13 protein-coding genes are annotated in these 17484 nt (G+C 65.2%); 7 read left to right on the top strand and 6 right to left on the bottom strand.

Features of this window, described 5'->3' with window-relative positions:
• Positions 1-803 precede the first annotated feature (803 nt).
• Positions 804-1496: a 4'-phosphopantetheinyl transferase superfamily protein gene (locus I6N91_RS16020; RefSeq protein ID WP_198814210.1), complete on the top strand. Its 693-nt coding sequence runs from the start codon at positions 804-806 to the stop codon at positions 1494-1496.
• Between the two features lie 139 nt (positions 1497-1635).
• On the opposite strand, the gene I6N91_RS16015 is transcribed toward I6N91_RS16020, so the two are convergent.
• The 3 genes from I6N91_RS16015 to I6N91_RS16005 all read right to left on the bottom strand — a co-directional run bounded on the left by I6N91_RS16015 (position 1636) and on the right by I6N91_RS16005 (position 8615).
• Entirely contained in the window at positions 1636-3003 is a 1368-nt protein-coding gene (locus I6N91_RS16015) for a M1 family metallopeptidase (protein ID WP_198814208.1), read from the bottom strand.
• A gap of 41 nt (positions 3004-3044) precedes the next feature.
• Positions 3045-6977, bottom strand: coding sequence for a Pls/PosA family non-ribosomal peptide synthetase (locus tag I6N91_RS16010; RefSeq protein WP_198814206.1), 3933 nt, complete (start codon positions 6975-6977; stop codon positions 3045-3047).
• 123 nt (positions 6978-7100) lie between these two features.
• On the bottom strand, positions 7101-8615 hold the full coding sequence (locus I6N91_RS16005; protein WP_198814204.1) for a CYTH and CHAD domain-containing protein: 1515 nt from the start codon (positions 8613-8615) through the stop codon (positions 7101-7103).
• A 207-nt stretch (positions 8616-8822) separates the two neighbouring features.
• Between I6N91_RS16005 and I6N91_RS16000 the strand changes: the two genes are divergently transcribed.
• The 4 genes from I6N91_RS16000 (at position 8823) to I6N91_RS15985 (ending at position 13083) form a co-directional block, all read left to right on the top strand.
• Complete coding sequence (locus I6N91_RS16000) at positions 8823-9824, top strand: zinc-binding alcohol dehydrogenase family protein (RefSeq protein WP_233091950.1); 1002 nt, start codon at positions 8823-8825, stop codon at positions 9822-9824.
• A gap of 229 nt (positions 9825-10053) precedes the next feature.
• Entirely contained in the window at positions 10054-10329 is a 276-nt protein-coding gene (locus tag I6N91_RS15995) for a VOC family protein (RefSeq protein ID WP_198814202.1), read from the top strand.
• Positions 10330-10712: 383 nt separating this feature from the next.
• The gene (locus I6N91_RS15990; RefSeq protein WP_198814200.1) at positions 10713-11945 is read left to right on the top strand and encodes a trans-acting enoyl reductase family protein; all 1233 of its coding nucleotides are present in this window, start codon (positions 10713-10715) and stop codon (positions 11943-11945) included.
• Positions 11946-12663: 718 nt separating this feature from the next.
• Positions 12664-13083 carry a hypothetical protein gene (locus tag I6N91_RS15985; protein ID WP_198814198.1) on the top strand — a complete coding sequence of 140 codons (420 nt, stop codon included), beginning with the start codon at positions 12664-12666 and terminating at the stop codon, positions 13081-13083.
• Between the two features lie 395 nt (positions 13084-13478).
• On the opposite strand, the gene I6N91_RS15980 is transcribed toward I6N91_RS15985, so the two are convergent.
• Positions 13479-13820 (bottom strand): hypothetical protein, encoded by a 342-nt coding sequence (locus I6N91_RS15980; RefSeq protein ID WP_198814196.1) that lies wholly within the window; start codon positions 13818-13820, stop codon positions 13479-13481.
• 416 nt (positions 13821-14236) lie between these two features.
• On the bottom strand, positions 14237-15085 hold the full coding sequence (locus tag I6N91_RS15975) for an SGNH/GDSL hydrolase family protein (protein ID WP_307843396.1): 849 nt from the start codon (positions 15083-15085) through the stop codon (positions 14237-14239).
• A 220-nt stretch (positions 15086-15305) separates the two neighbouring features.
• Here I6N91_RS15975 and I6N91_RS15970 point away from each other — a divergent pair, with 220 nt between their 5' ends.
• On the top strand, positions 15306-15923 hold the full coding sequence (locus I6N91_RS15970; protein ID WP_198814194.1) for a hypothetical protein: 618 nt from the start codon (positions 15306-15308) through the stop codon (positions 15921-15923).
• 186 nt (positions 15924-16109) lie between these two features.
• Here the strand turns inward: I6N91_RS15970 and I6N91_RS15965 are convergent, their stop codons facing one another.
• Positions 16110-16847 carry a hypothetical protein gene (locus I6N91_RS15965; protein ID WP_374058958.1) on the bottom strand — a complete coding sequence of 246 codons (738 nt, stop codon included), beginning with the start codon at positions 16845-16847 and terminating at the stop codon, positions 16110-16112.
• Between the two features lie 279 nt (positions 16848-17126).
• Here I6N91_RS15965 and I6N91_RS15960 point away from each other — a divergent pair, with 279 nt between their 5' ends.
• Positions 17127-17378 carry a hypothetical protein gene (locus tag I6N91_RS15960; protein ID WP_198814190.1) on the top strand — a complete coding sequence of 84 codons (252 nt, stop codon included), beginning with the start codon at positions 17127-17129 and terminating at the stop codon, positions 17376-17378.
• Positions 17379-17484: the final 106 nt, after the last annotated feature.

Raw genomic sequence — 17484 nt, 5'->3', positions numbered from 1 at the left:
TTCGAACAAGCGGTGGCTCTCGGAGACCTGCCACCACATGCCGACCCACATCTTCTCGCGCGGTACCTCATGACGGTTGTCAATGGCATCGCCGTGCAGGCAGCCGGCGGGGTCCCGCGCTCCGATCTCAAAGACGTCGCTGAACTCGCGCTCCGCAATCTGCCGCTGACATCCTGAGACCCATTCCCCCGCCCGTCCCTCGCAGGCTCCGGCCGGTCAGGTCAGCGCGGGTCGCGGAACCCGCCTCAACCCCCGAACCCCAATTCTTTGCAGAGTCCTGGCCAGACGGAGCAGGGATCGGCTTATCGCCAAATGACAGGGTCTGAGGGACGCCCCCGGATTCCACGTCGCCGCGTCCTGTACGTCTGCAGCCGCGGGCCCAGTCCGGCACCGGTACGGCCCAGTCCGACCCAAAGCGTGGACACTGTCCACATTCCCACCTCTCCCCCATCAGGGGCCTTTCCTGACATCCGCTCCCGAGATTGACAGGGTGCGCGCCCATACCGCGTCAAGGTCATGGGCCGGGTCATACAGAGTCTGGCCAGAACCTCCCGGTAGGGTTGATGTCCATGGCTGACCGGTGCTCGATCGCGGACGCGATGACTATCCTTGGCGAACGCCGGGCCGTACTGGTGGGCGTGCACACAGTGCACGGACATCGTGCAACCGGGCAGCGTCCCAGCCCGGTCCGGTCTCGGTCTGGGGGCCGGTGATGTCCCGTTGGGCCATTAACCGTGGGAACGAACGGGCGGTGGCTAACAGGTCCCGTGGCTCATCCACCGATCTGCGGCGGGCCGGCGGTTGTGGCTGAGGCTTCACCGACGTCATCCCTGATCCCGAACCTCGTCCCGGCCGATGTTATGGCCGAGGAGGCCTTCACCGATGCATCCGCGGTGGAGCTCTATCCGGAGGAGGAAGCGGTTCTCGAAAATGCCCTGGATGAGCGGCGCCGAGAATTTGCGACGGTTCGGCTCTGCGCCCGCCGGGCTCTCTCGCGGCTCGGCATTGAGCCCGGCCCTCTTGTGCCGGGGGTGCAGCGTGCACCGCTCTGGCCGGCCGGCGTGGTGGGGAGCATGACCCACTGTGAGGGGTACCGGGCCGCGGCTGTCGGCCGCGTCCCTTCCGTCGCCTCTGTCGGAATTGACGCCGAACCACACATGCCTTTGCCCGACGGCGTGCTGGGGGTGATAGCCCGTGAGGAAGAGAGAAGAGCGATCGCCTCCCTCTCGGTCTCACGTCCGGCCATTGCCTGGGACAGGCTCCTCTTCAGCGCGAAGGAGAGCGTGTTCAAGGCATGGTTCCCTCTGACCGGACAATGGCTCGATTTCACCGACTGCGCAATAACACTGCAGCCCGATGAGTTCACCTTCACCGCAGCTCTTCGGGTTCCGGGTCCGGTGGTGAGGGGAAGGCGGATCAATACTTTCCCCGGGCGATGGTCGAGTTTCGGAGCGCTGGGCCGCGGCCATATCGGAACGGCGGTTACCATCCAGTGACGCCGGCTATTACCGGTGGCGGCCTGCGGCGCGGGGTCCGGCACTTGGCTGCGGTCGTTGGAACGTCCTGGCCTCACGGCGGGTTCCCCCGCAGGGGTCCTGGGATGGATTCGGACCGGAGCGTACGGGGATGAGCGCTCTAAAGTGCGGGCAGCGGCAGCCGGTATAGCCAGGGAGTGAGGATGGTGCGGGCATCGAAGCCCGGGACGGCACCGCAGATCCGGTCGGCGGTGGCGCACAGGTCGCTGGTCGTTACTGATCCGAAGCGGTGTTCCTCGGTCCAGGCTCGGAGGAGACTGAAGAACGGCCCGTCCCCGGCGGCCCGGCGGAGGGCGTGGACCGCGAGGGCGCCTCGTTTGTAAACCCGGTCATCGAACATGCTCTCGGGCCCCGGGTCGCCCACCATGAGGTCCTGCGGGCTCACCGACAGCCCACGCCACGCGGCCCCGGCCCGGTCTGCTGCGGTGGAGTTCCCGGACGCCTCGGACCAAAGCCACTCCGCGTAGCAGGCGAATCCTTCGTGAAGCCAGATGTCGGCCCATGTGGTGGCGGTCAGTGAGTTCCCGAACCATTGGTGGGCCAGTTCATGGGCGATGAGGCGCTGGGACTCCCAGTCCTGGGTTAGGTGGTTGGGCCCAAGGACGGACAGGGACTGGGCTTCGAGCGGGATCTCGAGTTCGTCGCCGGCCACGACGACGGTGTAGGCGGGGAACGGGTAGGGCCCAAAAAAGGTCTGGAAGGTTTCCATCATCTCCCCCTGGCGCGCCAGCGCGGTTTGGGCTTTGGCCATCAGGGCCGGTGGGGCGCCCAGGTACTGAGGAACAGGCCGGTGCCCGTCCCGCCGGCCTGCCCGGTGGTCCGTCGCGTCGGCGGGGAACATCAGGGTCCGCAGATCATAGCGGCCGATCTGCACGGTCGCGAGGTAAGTGGCCATGGGTTCCGGCTGGTCGAAAACCCAGGTTTCTCGGCTGGCTCTGGTGGAGTGGGAGACCAGGACGCCGTTGCAGATAACCCGGTAGTTGGCATCGGTGGTGATGGTGTATCCGAAGCTGGCCTTCTGGCCCGGATGATCGTTGCAGGGGAACCAAGATGCCGCACCGGTGGGTTGCCCGGCCACCAGGACCCCGTCGGTAAGTTCTTCCCAACCGACCTCGCCCCAGTTTCCGAGCAGGGGTGCAGGGGTACCGCCGTAGCGGATATCGAGGCTGAACCAGGTGCCGGCGGGCAGGGGCCGCTCCGGGGTGATGATCAGCTGAGTGCCGCGCTGGACGAACCGTTTCACGCGCTGCCCGGCGAGCTGGACCTTCTGCACGCGGAGCCCGGCGAGGTTCAGGACAACCGTGGCGAGTGTGATGGACGCCCGTGCCGTGATGGTGGCGCGGCCGGCGAGCCGGTTGGAACTGACCCGGTAGTCAAGGTTCAGCTCATAGCGGGAGACCCGGTAGTCCAGGCTTCCGTGGCCGGGCGTGTAGGAATCGGCAGGACCGTGGGCAGCGGTGGCTGGCATGCTCGTGGTTCCTTCAGTGGGCGCGGGCTGGCGGTCGAGGGTCACCGTGCCAGGACTTTCGAGGCAGGGGTGGTGGGTGGTTCTGAGCCCGGCGGGGCGGTCCAGGGGCTGACGGGGTTGCCGATCCAGTAACTTCCGGCAGGAACGGTTTCGCCGCGCATGACTAGGGAAGCCGGGCCGACGGTGGCCCCGGCGCCTATCCGGGCGGCGGGCAGGATCACCCCGTGCGGGCCCATGGTGGCACCGTGGTCGAGGGTGACGGTGTCAATACTCATGACCCGGTCGTGGAAAAGGTGGGTCTGGATGACGCACCCGCGGTTGACCGTCGAGTTCGCGCCCAGGCTGACCAGGTCCGCTTCCGGGAGCCAATAGCTTTCACACCAGGCACCCGGCCCGATCCGGGCACCGAGTGCTCGAAGCCACCACACCAGGGCCGGGGTGCCGGCGGCGGCCCGGGCGAACCAGGGTGCGGTGACCATCTCGACGAAGGTGTCTACGACCTCGTTGCGCCAGATGAACGAACTCCACAGCGGATGTTCTCCCGGGCGGATCCGGCCCACCAGAAGCCATTTCGCCGCGACGGAACTTCCCGCGGCGACACCGCCGGCGCCCAGGATCACCACGGTTCCGAGCAGCGCCGCGGCAAGGTACCCGTTCGACGCAGCGATCAGGTCAAGGACGGCGAGGATGCCGGCGGCGATGGCGGTGGTCAGGATGACCGGGACCGCCCGGCCCAGCTCCCAGCAGGAGCGGTAGATTTTCAGCCGAAGCGAAGGGTTGAAGGTGAGGCTCTGGTCCATGTCCATCCGCGCCCGGCGTAGCCGAACCGGCGGGCTGCCCAGCCAGGATGTCCCGGACTTGGCTTTGACCGGTGTCGCGGACAGGACGGCGACAAGGGAGTTTTTCGGGACATTGCGCCCGGCCCCGGTCATGCCGGAATTGCCGAGGAAGGCCCGTTTCCCGATCCTGGCCGGGCCGATCTTCATCCAGCCGCCGCCGAGTTCATAGGAGGCGATCATGGTGTCATCGGCCAGGAACGCCCCGTCTCCAACCGTCGTCATGGACGGCAGGAGGAGCACGGTTGATGCTTCAACGTTCCGGCCCACCGTGGCTCCAAGGAGCCGCAGCCAGACCGGGGTGAACAGGCTGGCGTAGAGCGGAAAGAGCAGGTCCCGTGCGAGGTCCAGGAGGCGTTCGGTGGCCCAGACCCGCCAACCGGTGAGGCTGCGGACGCGGTAGTGGCCAGGAGCAAGGTTGCGCCCAAGCAGCCGGACAATGGCTGCGATGAGGATCATGTTGAAGAGGAACCAGATGAGTGCCGCCACCGGAACCGCCCACAGCAGCACGGGCCAGGAGGACCAGAGCGAGTCCTGGCCTTCGATGGCACCGGCCACGAACACGGCTCCTGCAGCGGCGGATAGATAGGGCACGGTGGCCAGCAGTGCCGATGCGAGGGCGTAGGCGGGGAACCAGAACCGCGTACCGGGCCGTCCCGGCGGCGGGTCGGGCCAGTCGTGCTGTGCTTTGCCGAGGCGTCGTGCCGGTGAACCGGCAAACCGCTGGTCGGCCTTGACCTTGCCGGTGACCGCCGAGCCGGGGGCAACCTCCGCGCCGGCTCCGATCCTTGTGCCGGGCATCAGGGTGCTGCGGGAGCCTACGGTGGCGCCCGGACCGACCCGGATGTCCCCGATGTGCACCAGGTCTCCGTCGATCCACCACCCGGAGAGGTCCACTTCGGGCTCGATCGAACATCCAGCACCCAGGCTCAGCATCCCGGTCACGGGAGGCACGGAATGCAGGTCGACGTCCTTGCCGATCTTCACCCCCAGCGCACGCGCGTAGTAAGGGATCCAGGGCGCTCCGCCAAGGCTGACTGCGCCGGAAAGGTCCGAGATCTGCTCGGCCAGCCATAGCCTCAGGTGGACCTTCCCGGAACGCGGATAACTGCCCGGCGTGACGCCGCGCAGCAGGACCCGGGCCACCCCGGCCGAGACGGCCATTCGTCCCCACGGGCTCACGAAGACGGCCCAGGAGGCAAGCACCCACCACCAGGACACCACGGGGGCCAGCCGCAGCGCCCCCGAGGACGCGAGGAGGTTGTTGATGGCCATCAGGTACGTCAGCCACCGCATGGATACCAACAGCTGCAGTGGTATTCCGGCCAGGATCTGGAATATTTGGAACTTCACCGCGGTGGGCTTGACGGTGCGTTCCGCCCCGGCGGCCGCTTCGTCACCGCCCTCCGGGTCGGACAGGCGGGCCAGTTCCGCGAGGGCGCCGAGCCGGGGGCGTGCGTAGATGTCCGCGACCGTGATGGTCGGGTAGCGCACTCGCAGGGCCGAGACGAGCCTGGCCGCGGCCAGGCTCGCGCCGCCGTGGGCGAAGAAGTCGGCATCCAGGCTTTCCGGCGCCGAGCCCAGAATGTCAGCCCATTGCTGCGCGATCCATGCTGTCCGCTGATCCAGGTTCAGGCCCGGACCGGAGTCCTCGGAGGGGGTCGAGTTTAGCGGCCAGGGCAGGGCGTCCCGGTCGACCTTTCCGCTGGTCTTGACTGGAAGGGATTCAACGGCGGTCAGCAGGGGGATCAGCGCCGCCGGCAGCAGATCCGCCAGCAGTTCCCGCGCACGGCCCAGATCCGGCGCGGTGCCCGGGGCCGGCGCTAGATAGCCGATGAGGACCTGGTTTCCAGCGGCCGTGGTCTGCACCGCGGCCGCCGCCCCGTGGATGCCTGGCAGGGACTGGAGGGCGGCGTCAATTTCGCCCAGTTCGATCCGGCGCCCGCCGAGTTTGACCTGGTCGTCAGCGCGCCCGAGGAAGACAAGGCCTTCGTTTTCGTAGCGGACCAGGTCACCGCTCCGGTACGCCCGGGTCCAACCCAGGGTGGCCATGGGCGCGTATTTCTCCGCGTCCTTTGCTGCATCGAGGTACCTCGCCAGGCCCACGCCTCCGATGATCAGTTCCCCGCTCTCCCCCTCCGCCACGGGGATCCCGTCCGGGTCCACCACCGCGAGGTCCCAGCCGTCCAGGGGCAGCCCGATCCTCACCGGTCCCGCCCCGTCCATCCGGGCCGCGCACGCCACCACGGTCGCCTCGGTGGGCCCGTAGGTGTTCCAGACCTCGCGCTCCTCCACCGCGAGGCGGGCGGCCAGGTCCGGCGGGCAGGCCTCGCCGCCGAAGATCAGCAAGCGGACCGCTTCAAGCGACTCGGGCGGCCAGAGCCCGGCAAGGGTGGGAACAGTCGAGACGATGGTGATGCCGTTGGTGATCAGCCACGGCCCCAGGTCCATACCCGTCCGGACCAGGGACCGCGGCGCCGGGACAAGGCAGGCTCCATTGCGCCAGGCCAGCCACATTTCCTCGCACGACGCATCAAACGCCACGGACAACCCGGCCAGTACCCTGTCGGAGGTGTTCACGGGTTCCTCCTGCAGGAACAGGCGCGCTTCGGCGTCCACGAAGGCCGACGCGGAGCGGTGAGTGACCGCCACCCCCTTCGGGGTGCCGGTGGATCCGGACGTGAAAATCACCCACGCGTCATCGTCCGGGGTTGCCTCGCGGGGCGCGGAAAAGGGCCGGAGACGGTCCGGGGCAGTGATGATCTCGCCTGCGCGCACGATCCCGGCTACCCCTGCCTCCTCGAACACCAGGCGGGCACGATCGTCCGGATCCTCGGCGTCGACCGGAACGTAGGCCGCACCGACATACAGAATGGCCAGGATCGCCACGTACAGCTCATTTGTGCCGGACGGGATTCGGACGCCGACCTTGTCTCCGGCACCGATACCGGCCTCGTGCAGTGCCCTGGCATGCCGCTTCACCTCGGCGAGGAGCTCCGCATAACTGAGCGACGTATCTCCGTCATCCAGGGCGGATGAGTCAGGAAACCGTTCTGCGGTTTCCCTCAGCACATGGACGAGGGTGCGTGGCGGAGCCGCATGGGCAGCGCGGGCCAGCTGCGGACGGAGGGCTCTCACGGTCCCATTCTGTCCGAGGACTGGCCCGGTCGGCTAATCGCCGCCCGGGCGCGTCCCCCGCCTGCATTATTGTGGCGCAGCTCCGGTGCAGTTCCGAGGCGTTCCTTCTTCAATGACCGCTATTTATTCAGTGGCGGGGTACGGAAGTTCTTCCATTCGCGGTGGAATCGGGCCTCGGCCTCCAGGGCGGGATTGCTCAAGGGCATGGAGGCGGCCGAAGGTGAAGCCGTTCTCGCCGTGCAGGAACGCTTCGGCGCCGAGCCGGCGCAGCAGCTCGCGGGTGACAACACTGTCTTGGTGGTCGCCGAGGATTTTCTGCACGCCGTGGGCGGCGTCGGCCAGTTGGGCGGCCTGCGCCGGGTTGATCGGTGCTGCTGCTTCGGCGGCATAGCGCAGGCGCTTGGCGTCCTTGCGTGCTTCGTGCAGGGCCGGATCGTCTCCGGTTCCTGCGGTATGTCTCACTGCCTCCCGGGCTGCCTTGCGCAGCCGTTTCACGTCGCGTCTGACCAGTTTTGGAATCACCTTGTGCGCGCGTCCGGAAGCCAGCGGCGTCAGGGCCGGGGCGGCAAGCAGGGCTTCGAGCGCGTCAAGCAGACGGAAGTACCGTTGCCCGTCCAGTGCATTGACCACGTCTGTATGTGCATTTTCGTAATCGGCTCCGAGCTGCAGATCGATCCTGCGAATGACGGGACCCATGACCAGTTCGACGGGCTCCGCGGCGACCAGGTCCTTGAGCCGTTCATGCATGACTTCGGCGTCCCGGGCTTCGCCGAGAACACCGGCCAGCCACTTCAACTCCTGGCGCAGGAGATTCACCGCGTCGGCGTCGGCCAGCAGTCCGCGGTAGGTCGCCAGCACTGAGCGTATGCGCCGGGTGGCGACCCGCATTCCGTGGACCGCGGCGGGGGCGTCCAACCGCACCCGGGGGTCCTGATCCTTCAGCGCCTGGACCTGCTCCCGGAGGCAGGCAAGCAGGACGTCGGCGGCGGAAGCCTTGCGCTTGGAAGGGGGCAATGCCGCGGTGCCGGGGTTCAGGCGGGCGCCTAGTGCACGTGCCAGCTTGGAACCGTGTCCGGCCGGCCGGACGCCGGCGGCCGCAAGGAGCTCCTGCCCGGCATCGAGCAGTTCCCGGGATCCGTCGACGAGTTCGAACTCCCACTCCCGCCAATGCAGTTCGGATCCTTTCGGGGCGAGGACCTTCGCCTTGACCCGGTCATCACTGAACTCGGCCAGGACACCGTCGCTCTCGCCGCGGAGGAGGTGAACGGTGCGCCGGGTCCGCAGCCGCACCACCGGAACCAGGGCAGCGTCCCTGCTGTGGACACGGATCAACCGCAGCAGCGGTTCTGGGACGCCGTCGGCCTCCTCTCCCAACGGCTCGCGGTACTCACACCGTTCATCCGCGTCCAAGGGAAGCTTCAAATGCCATCCTGCGTCGCCGCCGCCGGTCCGCCGCCGCAACGTGATGCGCAGCGATGCCAGGAGCAGGTCCGCGGTGTCGAAGTACGTGGCCTCAAGCCGGTGCTCCGCCGGCGGGTCCACGCGGGCAACGCCGGGCAGGTGCTCCAAAGCCGGAACCGCGGTCCCGTCCCCGACGTCGTACTTCCGCTCAATTTCCACCACAGGTGTGGGATCCATAGCCGGAGTTTATCTCCGCCACCGCCGAAATTTGAGAAACACGATATGCCCGAGGAGGATCGGCTGCGTGGGCATCAAAGGTTGCTTCGCGACCGCGGACCCGTTAGTAGTGGTCCGGCGGGCCGTCGTCGTGCCGGTGAACCCGCGGCAGGTCAGGATACCAGGAGACCTTGCGGGTAGGTACGGTTCGATCAGTACCCTGAAGGCATGAAGACTATGAAAGCCGTCGGCTTCGACACCGGACTGCCCATTTCCTCACCCAACAGCCTCCGGGATCTCGAGTTGCCCGTGCCGGAAGCCACCGGTTTCGACCTGCTCGTAGAGGTCCGTGCCGTGTCGGTGGATCCCGTCGACACGAAGGTCCGGAAAGGCTCGCCGTCTCTTGAGACTCCCCGGGTGATTGGTTACGACGCTGTAGGAACCGTCGTTGCTGTCGGCCGTGACGTCACCAGGTTCGCTATCGGCGACGAGGTCTACTACGCAGGATCCATCGGCCGATCCGGAACAAACGCCCAATACCACCTGGTGCGGGAAAACATCGTCGGACGCAAACCCCAGTCACTCAGCGACGCTGATGCAGCAGCGCTGCCGTTGACTGCCATCACCGCGTGGGAAGCGCTGTTCGATAAGCTGAAAATCGCTCCGTCGGACTCAGGGACTCTCCTTGTGATCGGCGCCGCGGGGGGCGTCGGATCGTTGATCATCCAACTGGCCAAAGCCCTCACAAACCTGAAGGTCATCGCCGTGGCTTCCAGACCTGAGTCTTCGGAATGGGTTCAACGTATGGGCGCCGACGAGGTAGTCCCGCGCGACTTCGCCGGCGACGTCAAACGGCTGGCACCCGATGGAGTGGACTACGTCTTCACCTCCTTCACTCCAACGAACCTGGATGCCATCGCTGATGTGCTCAAACCTCGCGGGCAGGTCGTATCCATCGATCAGTCCGGCGGCAGCATCGACGCACTGAAGAGCAAGAGCATCACCTGGCACTGGGAGCTGATGTTCACCCGTCCTCTGTTCGAACCTCACGACTACTACCAGCATCAGCTACTCAACGAGTTCTCCGGGCTGGTTGACGCCGGACGCATCCGTTCAACCCTGACAACACACATCGAACCCATCAACGCCGAAGGACTTCGGCGCGCCCATGAGCTCCTCGAGAGCTCTACCGTCACCGGGAAGGTGGTCTTATCCAACTGGCCCTCCTGAATAACCCGGAAGGCTAAACGGTCACCCCCCGCTGACGACAACCATCTAGGTCTGAACAAAACCTGTGCAGACGTCACAGAAAACTTTGGCGACACAGCTGATCGGCAGTCGGAAGCCCTGTTGAACACACGCAAGTCGTACCTTTCCGAGCATCCTTGCCGCACGGGTCAAACGAGCTCCATCTTCTTCAGCGGCCATCGAGTGGCTACCGCACGTGCCGATAGGAGCAGTGAAGAATCGGGTTACGTACAGCCAAGGCCTCGCCGGCACCGCTGCAATGTCCTGGGTCGGTCTTCAGAATGTGGGAGCCGCAGCCGCTCGGTTACATCTCGATATTGAGACCGACGATGTGGATGCCGAGATTCAGCGCCTGGTCACGTTGGGTGCAGAAATCGTTGGCGAAGGGCGGGCATGGGTCGTGTTGAAAGATCCCGCCGGGCTGCTGTTCGGTGTTGTCCCTTACGAGTCCCCCTGGTTCGAAGAGCATGCCCGCGTCATCCCCTAGGAGGCCCAGGTCCGCGCCACGGGACCAGGACCTCCCAAAGGTTCTGTCGCATCGCCCCTACAACCTTCCACGTGGAGCGTTCATCAAAGGATCCTCAGCGGAACGACCCGGGAGGCCGGCGTTGCATCGCGTCTAGACCCTCGCGTTCTCGTGTTGCAGAAACGGTAATCGGACCCTAAAGCCGGGTAAGTCGAGGGCTGATCGACTGTTGCATCAGGTGTACTTGACGCAACACCTGAGGAGTTGATGATTGATCAGGGCATCGGCCCTCGCGGTCCCGTGATGATCTGGAATCTAGTTTCAGGGTGACGAGGCGCTTCAGCTACAAGAGAGGTAGGCACTTCCCGGCGCCGGACCGGCCGCTGCCGTGGAAGACTGCTGCCATGAAGGCCCCAGCGCGCGACCACGACCTCGTCCTCTTCGGTGCGACCGGCTTCGTCGGTGAACTGATCGCCGGATATCTTGCGGACCACGCTCCGCCGGACCGGCGCGTGGGGCTCGCCGGGAGGTCGAGAGCGAAGCTCGAGGCCGTACGGTCCAGGCTGCCCGTCGCCGCACACGACTGGGCCCTCATCGAGGCCAACTCGGATCACCCTGACTCGCTTGCTGCGCTGGCTGCGGGCACCAGAGTTCTCTTCACCACCGTGGGCCCCTACGCGAAGTACGGACTGCCCGTCGTCGAGGCGTGTGCCCGCGCCGGCACCCACTACGGGGACCTGACGGGCGAGGTGTCCTTCGTGCGTGAAGCCATCGACCGTTGCGACGCCCTGGCAAGGACTACCGGTGCACGGATCGTCCATGCCTGCGGCTACGACTCCGTCCCGTCAGACCTCGCAGTGCTGCTCCTACACCAGGCCGCGGAGGCCGACGGCGCGGGCGGACTGACCGAGGTGCAGCTCGTCGCCAGGGCCAAGGGTGGCTTCAGCGGCGGCACCATCGAGTCGATGCGTGGGCAGCTCGACGGCATACGGTCGGACCCGGTGCTGCGATCGCTCGCGGGCGATCCCTACTCCCTCAGTCCGGACCGGACGGCGGAACCCTCGACCCGGCAACCGGCGGACCTGGGGTGGGTCGGCCGTGCGGAGGACGGCCTGCGAACCGCGCCCTTCATCATGGCGTCGGCGAACACGCGGATCGTGCGTCGCAGCAACGCCCTGCAGGGTTGGGCCTACGGCCGGTCCCTGCGGTACGGCGAGGTGATGGGTATGGGGCGGGGGCCCGCCGGTGCCGTCACCGCCGGAGCGACGGCGCTCGGCCTACGGGTGTTCGGAGCCGCACTGGCCCTGCCTCTCACGAGGAAACTACTGGACCCCGTCATTCCGTCGCCCGGTGAGGGCCCGAGCGAGGCCGCGCGGCGCTCAGGCTGGTTCCGTTCCCAGGTGACTGCTTCCACCGAGAGCGGCAGGCGGTACCGGGCCCTCGCAGAGGGGCCCGGCGACCCGGGATACGCCGCCACCGCCGTGATGGCCGGTGAGACAGCGCTCTCACTTGCCCTCGACGGCGACCGCCTGCAGCCCGCCGCAGGATCGCTGACCCCAGCGACCGCCCTCGGCGACGTCCTGGTTGAGCGGCTGCGCGCAGCAGGCCATACCTACGAAGTCGTTTCCCTCACCTGACGCAGGAAGTGGTGCACTGGTCGTACTTGGTGCACCACTTCGGGACGAGCGGCAAAGCCCACCTCAACTCACTAAGACAGCGGCGACGCTTCCACACACGGTTTCTGCCGCACTAACAATCCGCTTGAGGCGCAGCAATACCTACCGGTGCTCAATCTGTCGCTTATTTACACCTCACCAATTTGGTGAAGGAGGCACAGGGTCCAGTCGAGGACCTGTCGAATACGCGTTGCTGCTAGCGCCCCCTCATCGTGCATTTCAGCGTGCGGGGTATACGTACCTCGAACGCGCTCTAAGGCAGGCGCAGCGTCGGAGCAGAATCAGTAAACGGGTGGGTGCATTACCGTGCAGGCCGCGCTAGTTTGGGGGATGAAAAATTCGGGCCCGCTCTTCAGTAAACGGAACGCCGTTAAGGGGCAGATAACCGCTGGGGCAATGTCCCTCATCGGCTTCGGCATGTTCTTGGGCGCATTCATTCAGGGTGAATCGCTGACAGGTACCGCCTTCAATCTGGCCTGGGCATTGTTCTCGACAGGCGTCGGGATCACCTTGTTTTGGTCAGTAGTATATTTTCGTCTGGCACGGAGACGGTAAGCCGAGGAACACGCTCCCCTGCCGCGTTAGGCCCACCAGCAAAAGCGCCCGCTGAGGGATCGGCACACGGGCGCCACAAAGACAGGGGCGGACTGCGAGTGGTAGTGATGCGAAGGTCGTGCCGATGGAAAACATACTGCTGATCGCTGCTTGCCTTCTGGTTGCCTATTCGGGACTCGTGGGAGGTCGTTCCAACTTCCCGGCGGTACAAGAAGGAAACGGACTCGACCGGTTCTTCGTCAGGGTTCAGCTCAGCCTGAATTTCATTTCCATCCCTCTTGCCGCAGTCCTTCCCGTTGTCACCGCCTTCAAGGGTCAGCCGTGGTTGGCTTATGCGACGGTAGTCCTAGTGACTACGGCTTTGCTCGTGTATCCCGTTCAACTCCCTGCGTGGCGCTTCGTCGCGCCGTCTATGGAGGGGAAGCGTTCAGTTGCGCCGTCAGATATACGCCGCACGCGTTGGCCCTACCGCACTCTCTTCGTCCTCGGGAACCTGACCCTGTTGATCTATGCCTTCACATTCATTACCTCAACCAGCGGCTGATTGGTTCTGATCGAGATGCCACCGGGCGCGCCCGCTGAGTGATCCTTCAGCGGACGATGACCGCTGGCCCGGTAGCTATGGCAATCGCCCCTAGGCGCGAGCAGTATCGGGACGATAGGGAGAATGTTTCAGGCATCCTTCCGTTGTCACGGGCCGCCTGGAATTATCCTCGTAGTGTCTCTGACGCGGTTGCAGTATTTACCACGTCTATGGCGCCGTCGTGGCAAACAAGACCCGGCCGGCAGCGGCACCGAACCGCCGTCACGCCCCGGAGCTCCCCGGTCTTGTCGTTGTGTCGTGCGTGAGGGATCGCGCCGAGAAAAAGCCTGCTGCTGCCAGCCCCACACCGGCAACACACACCAGGTTCACCAGAATCTCATCGGCCCTGTCCCGGATCATTGCCGGGTACCACCCCGGGACGAGCCGGGTGAAGAAAAGGGTAACCGGCGGGCCATCTGCCAGATGATGATCCAGATCGGAACACTGAACCCGTAAGCCCATCGATGGCCGCGCCGCACCAGAAAGAATTGGAGGGCCGCGAAAAACGCAATCGTCAGGCCGCCAGCCACGGCGATGAAGTTTCCGGGGCCGGAGGCGCCGGGGAGAAGTCCCGGCAGCGGAGCTGCGTGTACGAATTTGATGAACTCGACGATGGTCACCACAGTGCCCGCGACACCCGCCACCAGGATCACCGCTCTCAGCACCTGATTCAGGAAAACGACACCACGAACAATCATCTCCTGCCCCTTCCACCGCTACCCGCGGCGCGGATCACGGGAAGTTTGGCGTGCAGGATTGTCCCCCATTTCCCCATGATCGATAGTAGCCCGCCTCCCGTGCCGCTCCCTGCCACGTTGAACCCGCCCGCAAAAGTGTCCGTTGAGGGATCCACTTGCGGGACTCGTACCAGTTAGTGCTTCTGACCATCGCCATGATCCATAAGGGATCCATCAAAGGGACCAGCCCTTCCGGGTTGACTGGTGCTGCTCAACTGGAGGGCTTCGAGGCTGCAACAATCCTCCAATCAGACGGGCAACATTCGCCGCAGATTCGTGCCCATGATTGAGTCGGACTTCACTCCTGCAAACAACCGCCGGTGTTTCTGAAACGCGGCAGATGCACCGCCTGGATGCAATTCCGCTCTCCTGTCCTTCTAAATTCCTGCACCAGGGGGCATGCATGGACCGAAGATCGTCGTCGCCTCCGGGCGCTTGGGGGTGATCCCGTCGCCCGCGGAGCGGTTGTGCAGCCGCCGCAGCACCCACGGCACCAAGTACTCGCGGGCCCAGACAGCATCCTCGGTACGGGCCATGCGCCAAGTCTTCGGCGGAAGCGGCTTGGCATGCATCGGTTCCAGGGTGTGGTTCACGGCGAGCGTATCGAGGACCATCATTGCCACCGTGTGGTGCCCTAGGGGCGAGAAGTGAAGGCGGTCCTCGGCCCACATGCCCGGATCGGAAAGCTGCCGCAGCGCCCACATATCGGCGATCACGGTGTCGTGCCGCGCGGCGATGACCCGGAGGTTTTCATTGAGGACCGCCATCTTCAGGCGCATTCCCACCAGGACCGTGTCGCGTACGTCCGGCCCGGTGAAGAGCACGACCGTCGCGCCGCCGCTGCCGAGGTCCTGCACAGCCGCGTCGAGGCGGGCTGCCATCCGGTCCGGATCCGCTCCGGGACGCAGCAGGTCGTTGCCGCCGGCCGAAATGCTCACGAGGTCCGGCTTCAGTGCCAGCGCGGGCCCGACCTGCTGATCGACGACCTGCTGGAGCAGCCGTCCGCGCACCGCGAGGTTCGCATAGGAAAAGCTGCTGCAGCCGCAGCCGAGCTCCTCGGCCACCCGGTCGGCCCAGCCCCGGTTCCCGCCGATGCTATCGGGGCTTGGGTCACCGATGCCCTCGGTGAAGGAATCCCCCAGGGCGACGTAGCGCCGCCATGGGTGCGGCACCGCGACGGCGACGGCTTCCCTGGAGGAGATGTCGGCCGGATGGATTGGCTGAATTTCACTCACCTGCCCATCCTGCCAAGCCGGGACCGCCCTACGCGACCGTAGGTAGCCTCCTCGACCTGTATGTGACGCCTGCACTCGGTGCAGCGCGTGGCTACGCTCACCGGGCGTTTTCTCCGGCGGGGTATACGCGACTGAACGGCGCTAGGTTCAGGCACCTCGGGCTATGGCGTATTTATCATTGCGCCTAAACGACGGCGAGTTGGGGGTCCACATGCGTGATGTAAATGCGGGGGCGGAGGTCCGTTGGGCCAAGGCTGCGGCGAGGGCAGAGGGCGTGACGGATCTGGGCATCGGGGCTGCCGTCCGACGCTACTTCCTCGTCGTCTTCCCCTCGATCATTGCAGTCGCACTTGTACTTGGTTTCGTGCTTGCGGCCGTGTGGACAGGGCCAGAACAGAATCTCCTGCGGTCCGGAATTCACCTCGGCCTGCTACTGGCCGGAATCGCTCTTTTGATCATCGGCCTCATTTACGGAAATAAGAAAGTCGGACCATTGGTCCAGCCCCGGCGAATGGGTGTCATGGTAGGCCTTACTGCTGATGAGGCGAAGCACGTCCGGCGTCAGGTCCTGACTGGTAAGCCGACCGACCCTGAGAAGCTAACAGTCCTCCGAGGGGCCGCCGTTCAAATCCGTGAGGGCCTGGCCAAACAACTGCTCACAACGCCCGGTTCACTCGCATTGCTCTGCGGGCAGGCCGTGTCCCGCGGAATCACGTCCGTCCTCGATGTGGTGATGGTCCTGCTCCTGCTGGCCCTGACGGTCCTCTTGGGCTTTATCGCTCGCCAGTTCCAGCGAACGGGTACGTTCCTCAGTTCAACTCGATTCTGATCCAGGGGCCGGGAAAGAATGCCTGCTCCGAGAAGCTTTGGGTTAGCGATCGTGCTGTCGTAGGAGACGGATAGCCCCCCGACCGCGCCGAGCGGGTCAACCTTGCGAACCTTCAACGGGAACGCCCGGGTGGGTTCAGAGAAGCAGTCGGGGCCCACGGGCGGGATCGCCTATCGCATTAGCTGGTCACTTGTCGGACTTGAACTCGATCGAGTCGAAGACGGCGCGTGCCTCTGTCGTAAGCTCCGGATTGATCGATTCGTCGGATTGGGCCACCCAGATCACAGCGCGCTGGCCGTTCAGGTCGACCACCCGGTAGGTTTCGCGTTCATTCTGAGTCGAGTACCAGCGTGAGCATTCGTTTGAGAATCCTGAGTGGATGCAGAATTTACCGCGGTCGCAAGCCGTGATGTCTACATCACCCTCGATGGAGTGGTCGAACTCGAAGCCGGAGTGGTCGCCCACCACGACCTCAACGGGAGGGGTGCTTGCCGTTGACGTCTGCGCCCTCATGGCGTCGACGAAGGCCTCAGCCGACGGATCGACCTCGACGAGCGCACCCTGCCACGCACATGAGTCCGTCGGTACATAGTCCGCAGGCCACCACGCCACGTAGACTGCCCCTTCATCCGCGTCATCTGGGTCCTCCTTGGACAGTGCGTCGCCGTCGGTGGTCAACCAGCCGTCTGGGACCGTGATTTCGAAAGGCTCCGTGTAGCTGGTGACGAGGTATGTGCCGGCGTCGATGTCGCCGGCGTCCGGCAGCGGTAGAACCGTACTAGCCTCCGTAGTCGGGAAGCTGGCGGACGGGAGGGAGGCGTCGTCGGGCTCATACTCGCATCCGGCGAGACATCCAATCAGTGCGATAGCCACCAAGGGTAAGAGATGGCGCGACCGCTGAGCGGCCTTCTCGAGGGGGGTCATGGAGCTCATCGATCCACCAAGCCGCTACAGGGTACTGTGAGGCCCCGCGGGCGGCCCGGGGTGGGATGCCGTCGCCTCAAGTCTCCTCGGGTACAGAACCCGTGACAATGAAGAGTTGCACGGAGATCAGTTTCGACCCATGCACTCCGTCGAAATGACGGGAGCGCCCTGAAGCAGTGTTGAGGAAGCCCGAGATGTGGCGGTGGCAAACGTCTCGTTACACCGCGGTGAGACACGACCACTCCCCCATCTCTGCTGCTCCTTGTGTATCTAGCTACGTTGTCTACCAACCAAGTGCGTGAGTTCTGGCTTCGACTGCTGATTCCCGCGGTGCTTCTCATCGGGCTGCTCGTCTTGATCGTCAGCTTTCTCCCGCTCGAGGCCGTTCCTCCCGCCCGGGTGGTCGCGGGTGCAGGGGTTCTGGCGGGCGGTCTGATTGGGCTCGTCACGGGTGTCCGTGGGCCGTACGGGCCGATCTACCCCCTGATATTCACCGAGCTGGCCGTCCTGCTCCTGCTGCCTTCCCCTTGACCGGGGCTCGCCCCCGTACTGGTGCCCGCGTCCGCGGGCGGGTACACGATGGGCAAGAAAATCGCGATCTTCCGCCTCAACCAAGGCCACCAGGTTCCGCCGGTCA

It is taken from the genome of Arthrobacter sp. MSA 4-2, from assembly GCF_016405885.1.
In the GTDB taxonomy this organism is placed as follows: Bacteria; Actinomycetota; Actinomycetes; order Actinomycetales; family Micrococcaceae; genus Arthrobacter_D.
This window is presented reverse-complemented; position numbering and strand designations above follow the sequence as displayed.

Bases quoted from the DNA above. Each gene is read 5' to 3' on its own strand.
- I6N91_RS15980 (WP_198814196.1), bottom strand. From the start codon at position 13,820: ATGATTGTTCGTGGTGTCGTTTTCCTGAATCAGGTGCTGAGAGCGGTG.
- I6N91_RS16015 (WP_198814208.1), bottom strand. From the start codon at position 3,003: ATGCCAGCCACCGCTGCCCACGGTCCTGCCGATTCCTACACGCCCGGC.
- I6N91_RS16000 (WP_233091950.1), top strand. From the start codon at position 8,823: ATGAAGACTATGAAAGCCGTCGGCTTCGACACCGGACTGCCCATTTCC.
- I6N91_RS15985 (WP_198814198.1), top strand. From the start codon at position 12,664: ATGGAAAACATACTGCTGATCGCTGCTTGCCTTCTGGTTGCCTATTCG.
- I6N91_RS16005 (WP_198814204.1), bottom strand. From the start codon at position 8,615: ATGGATCCCACACCTGTGGTGGAAATTGAGCGGAAGTACGACGTCGGG.
- I6N91_RS15965 (WP_374058958.1), bottom strand. From the start codon at position 16,847: ATGACCCCCCTCGAGAAGGCCGCTCAGCGGTCGCGCCATCTCTTACCC.
- I6N91_RS15970 (WP_198814194.1), top strand. From the start codon at position 15,306: ATGCGTGATGTAAATGCGGGGGCGGAGGTCCGTTGGGCCAAGGCTGCG.
- I6N91_RS15990 (WP_198814200.1), top strand. From the start codon at position 10,713: ATGAAGGCCCCAGCGCGCGACCACGACCTCGTCCTCTTCGGTGCGACC.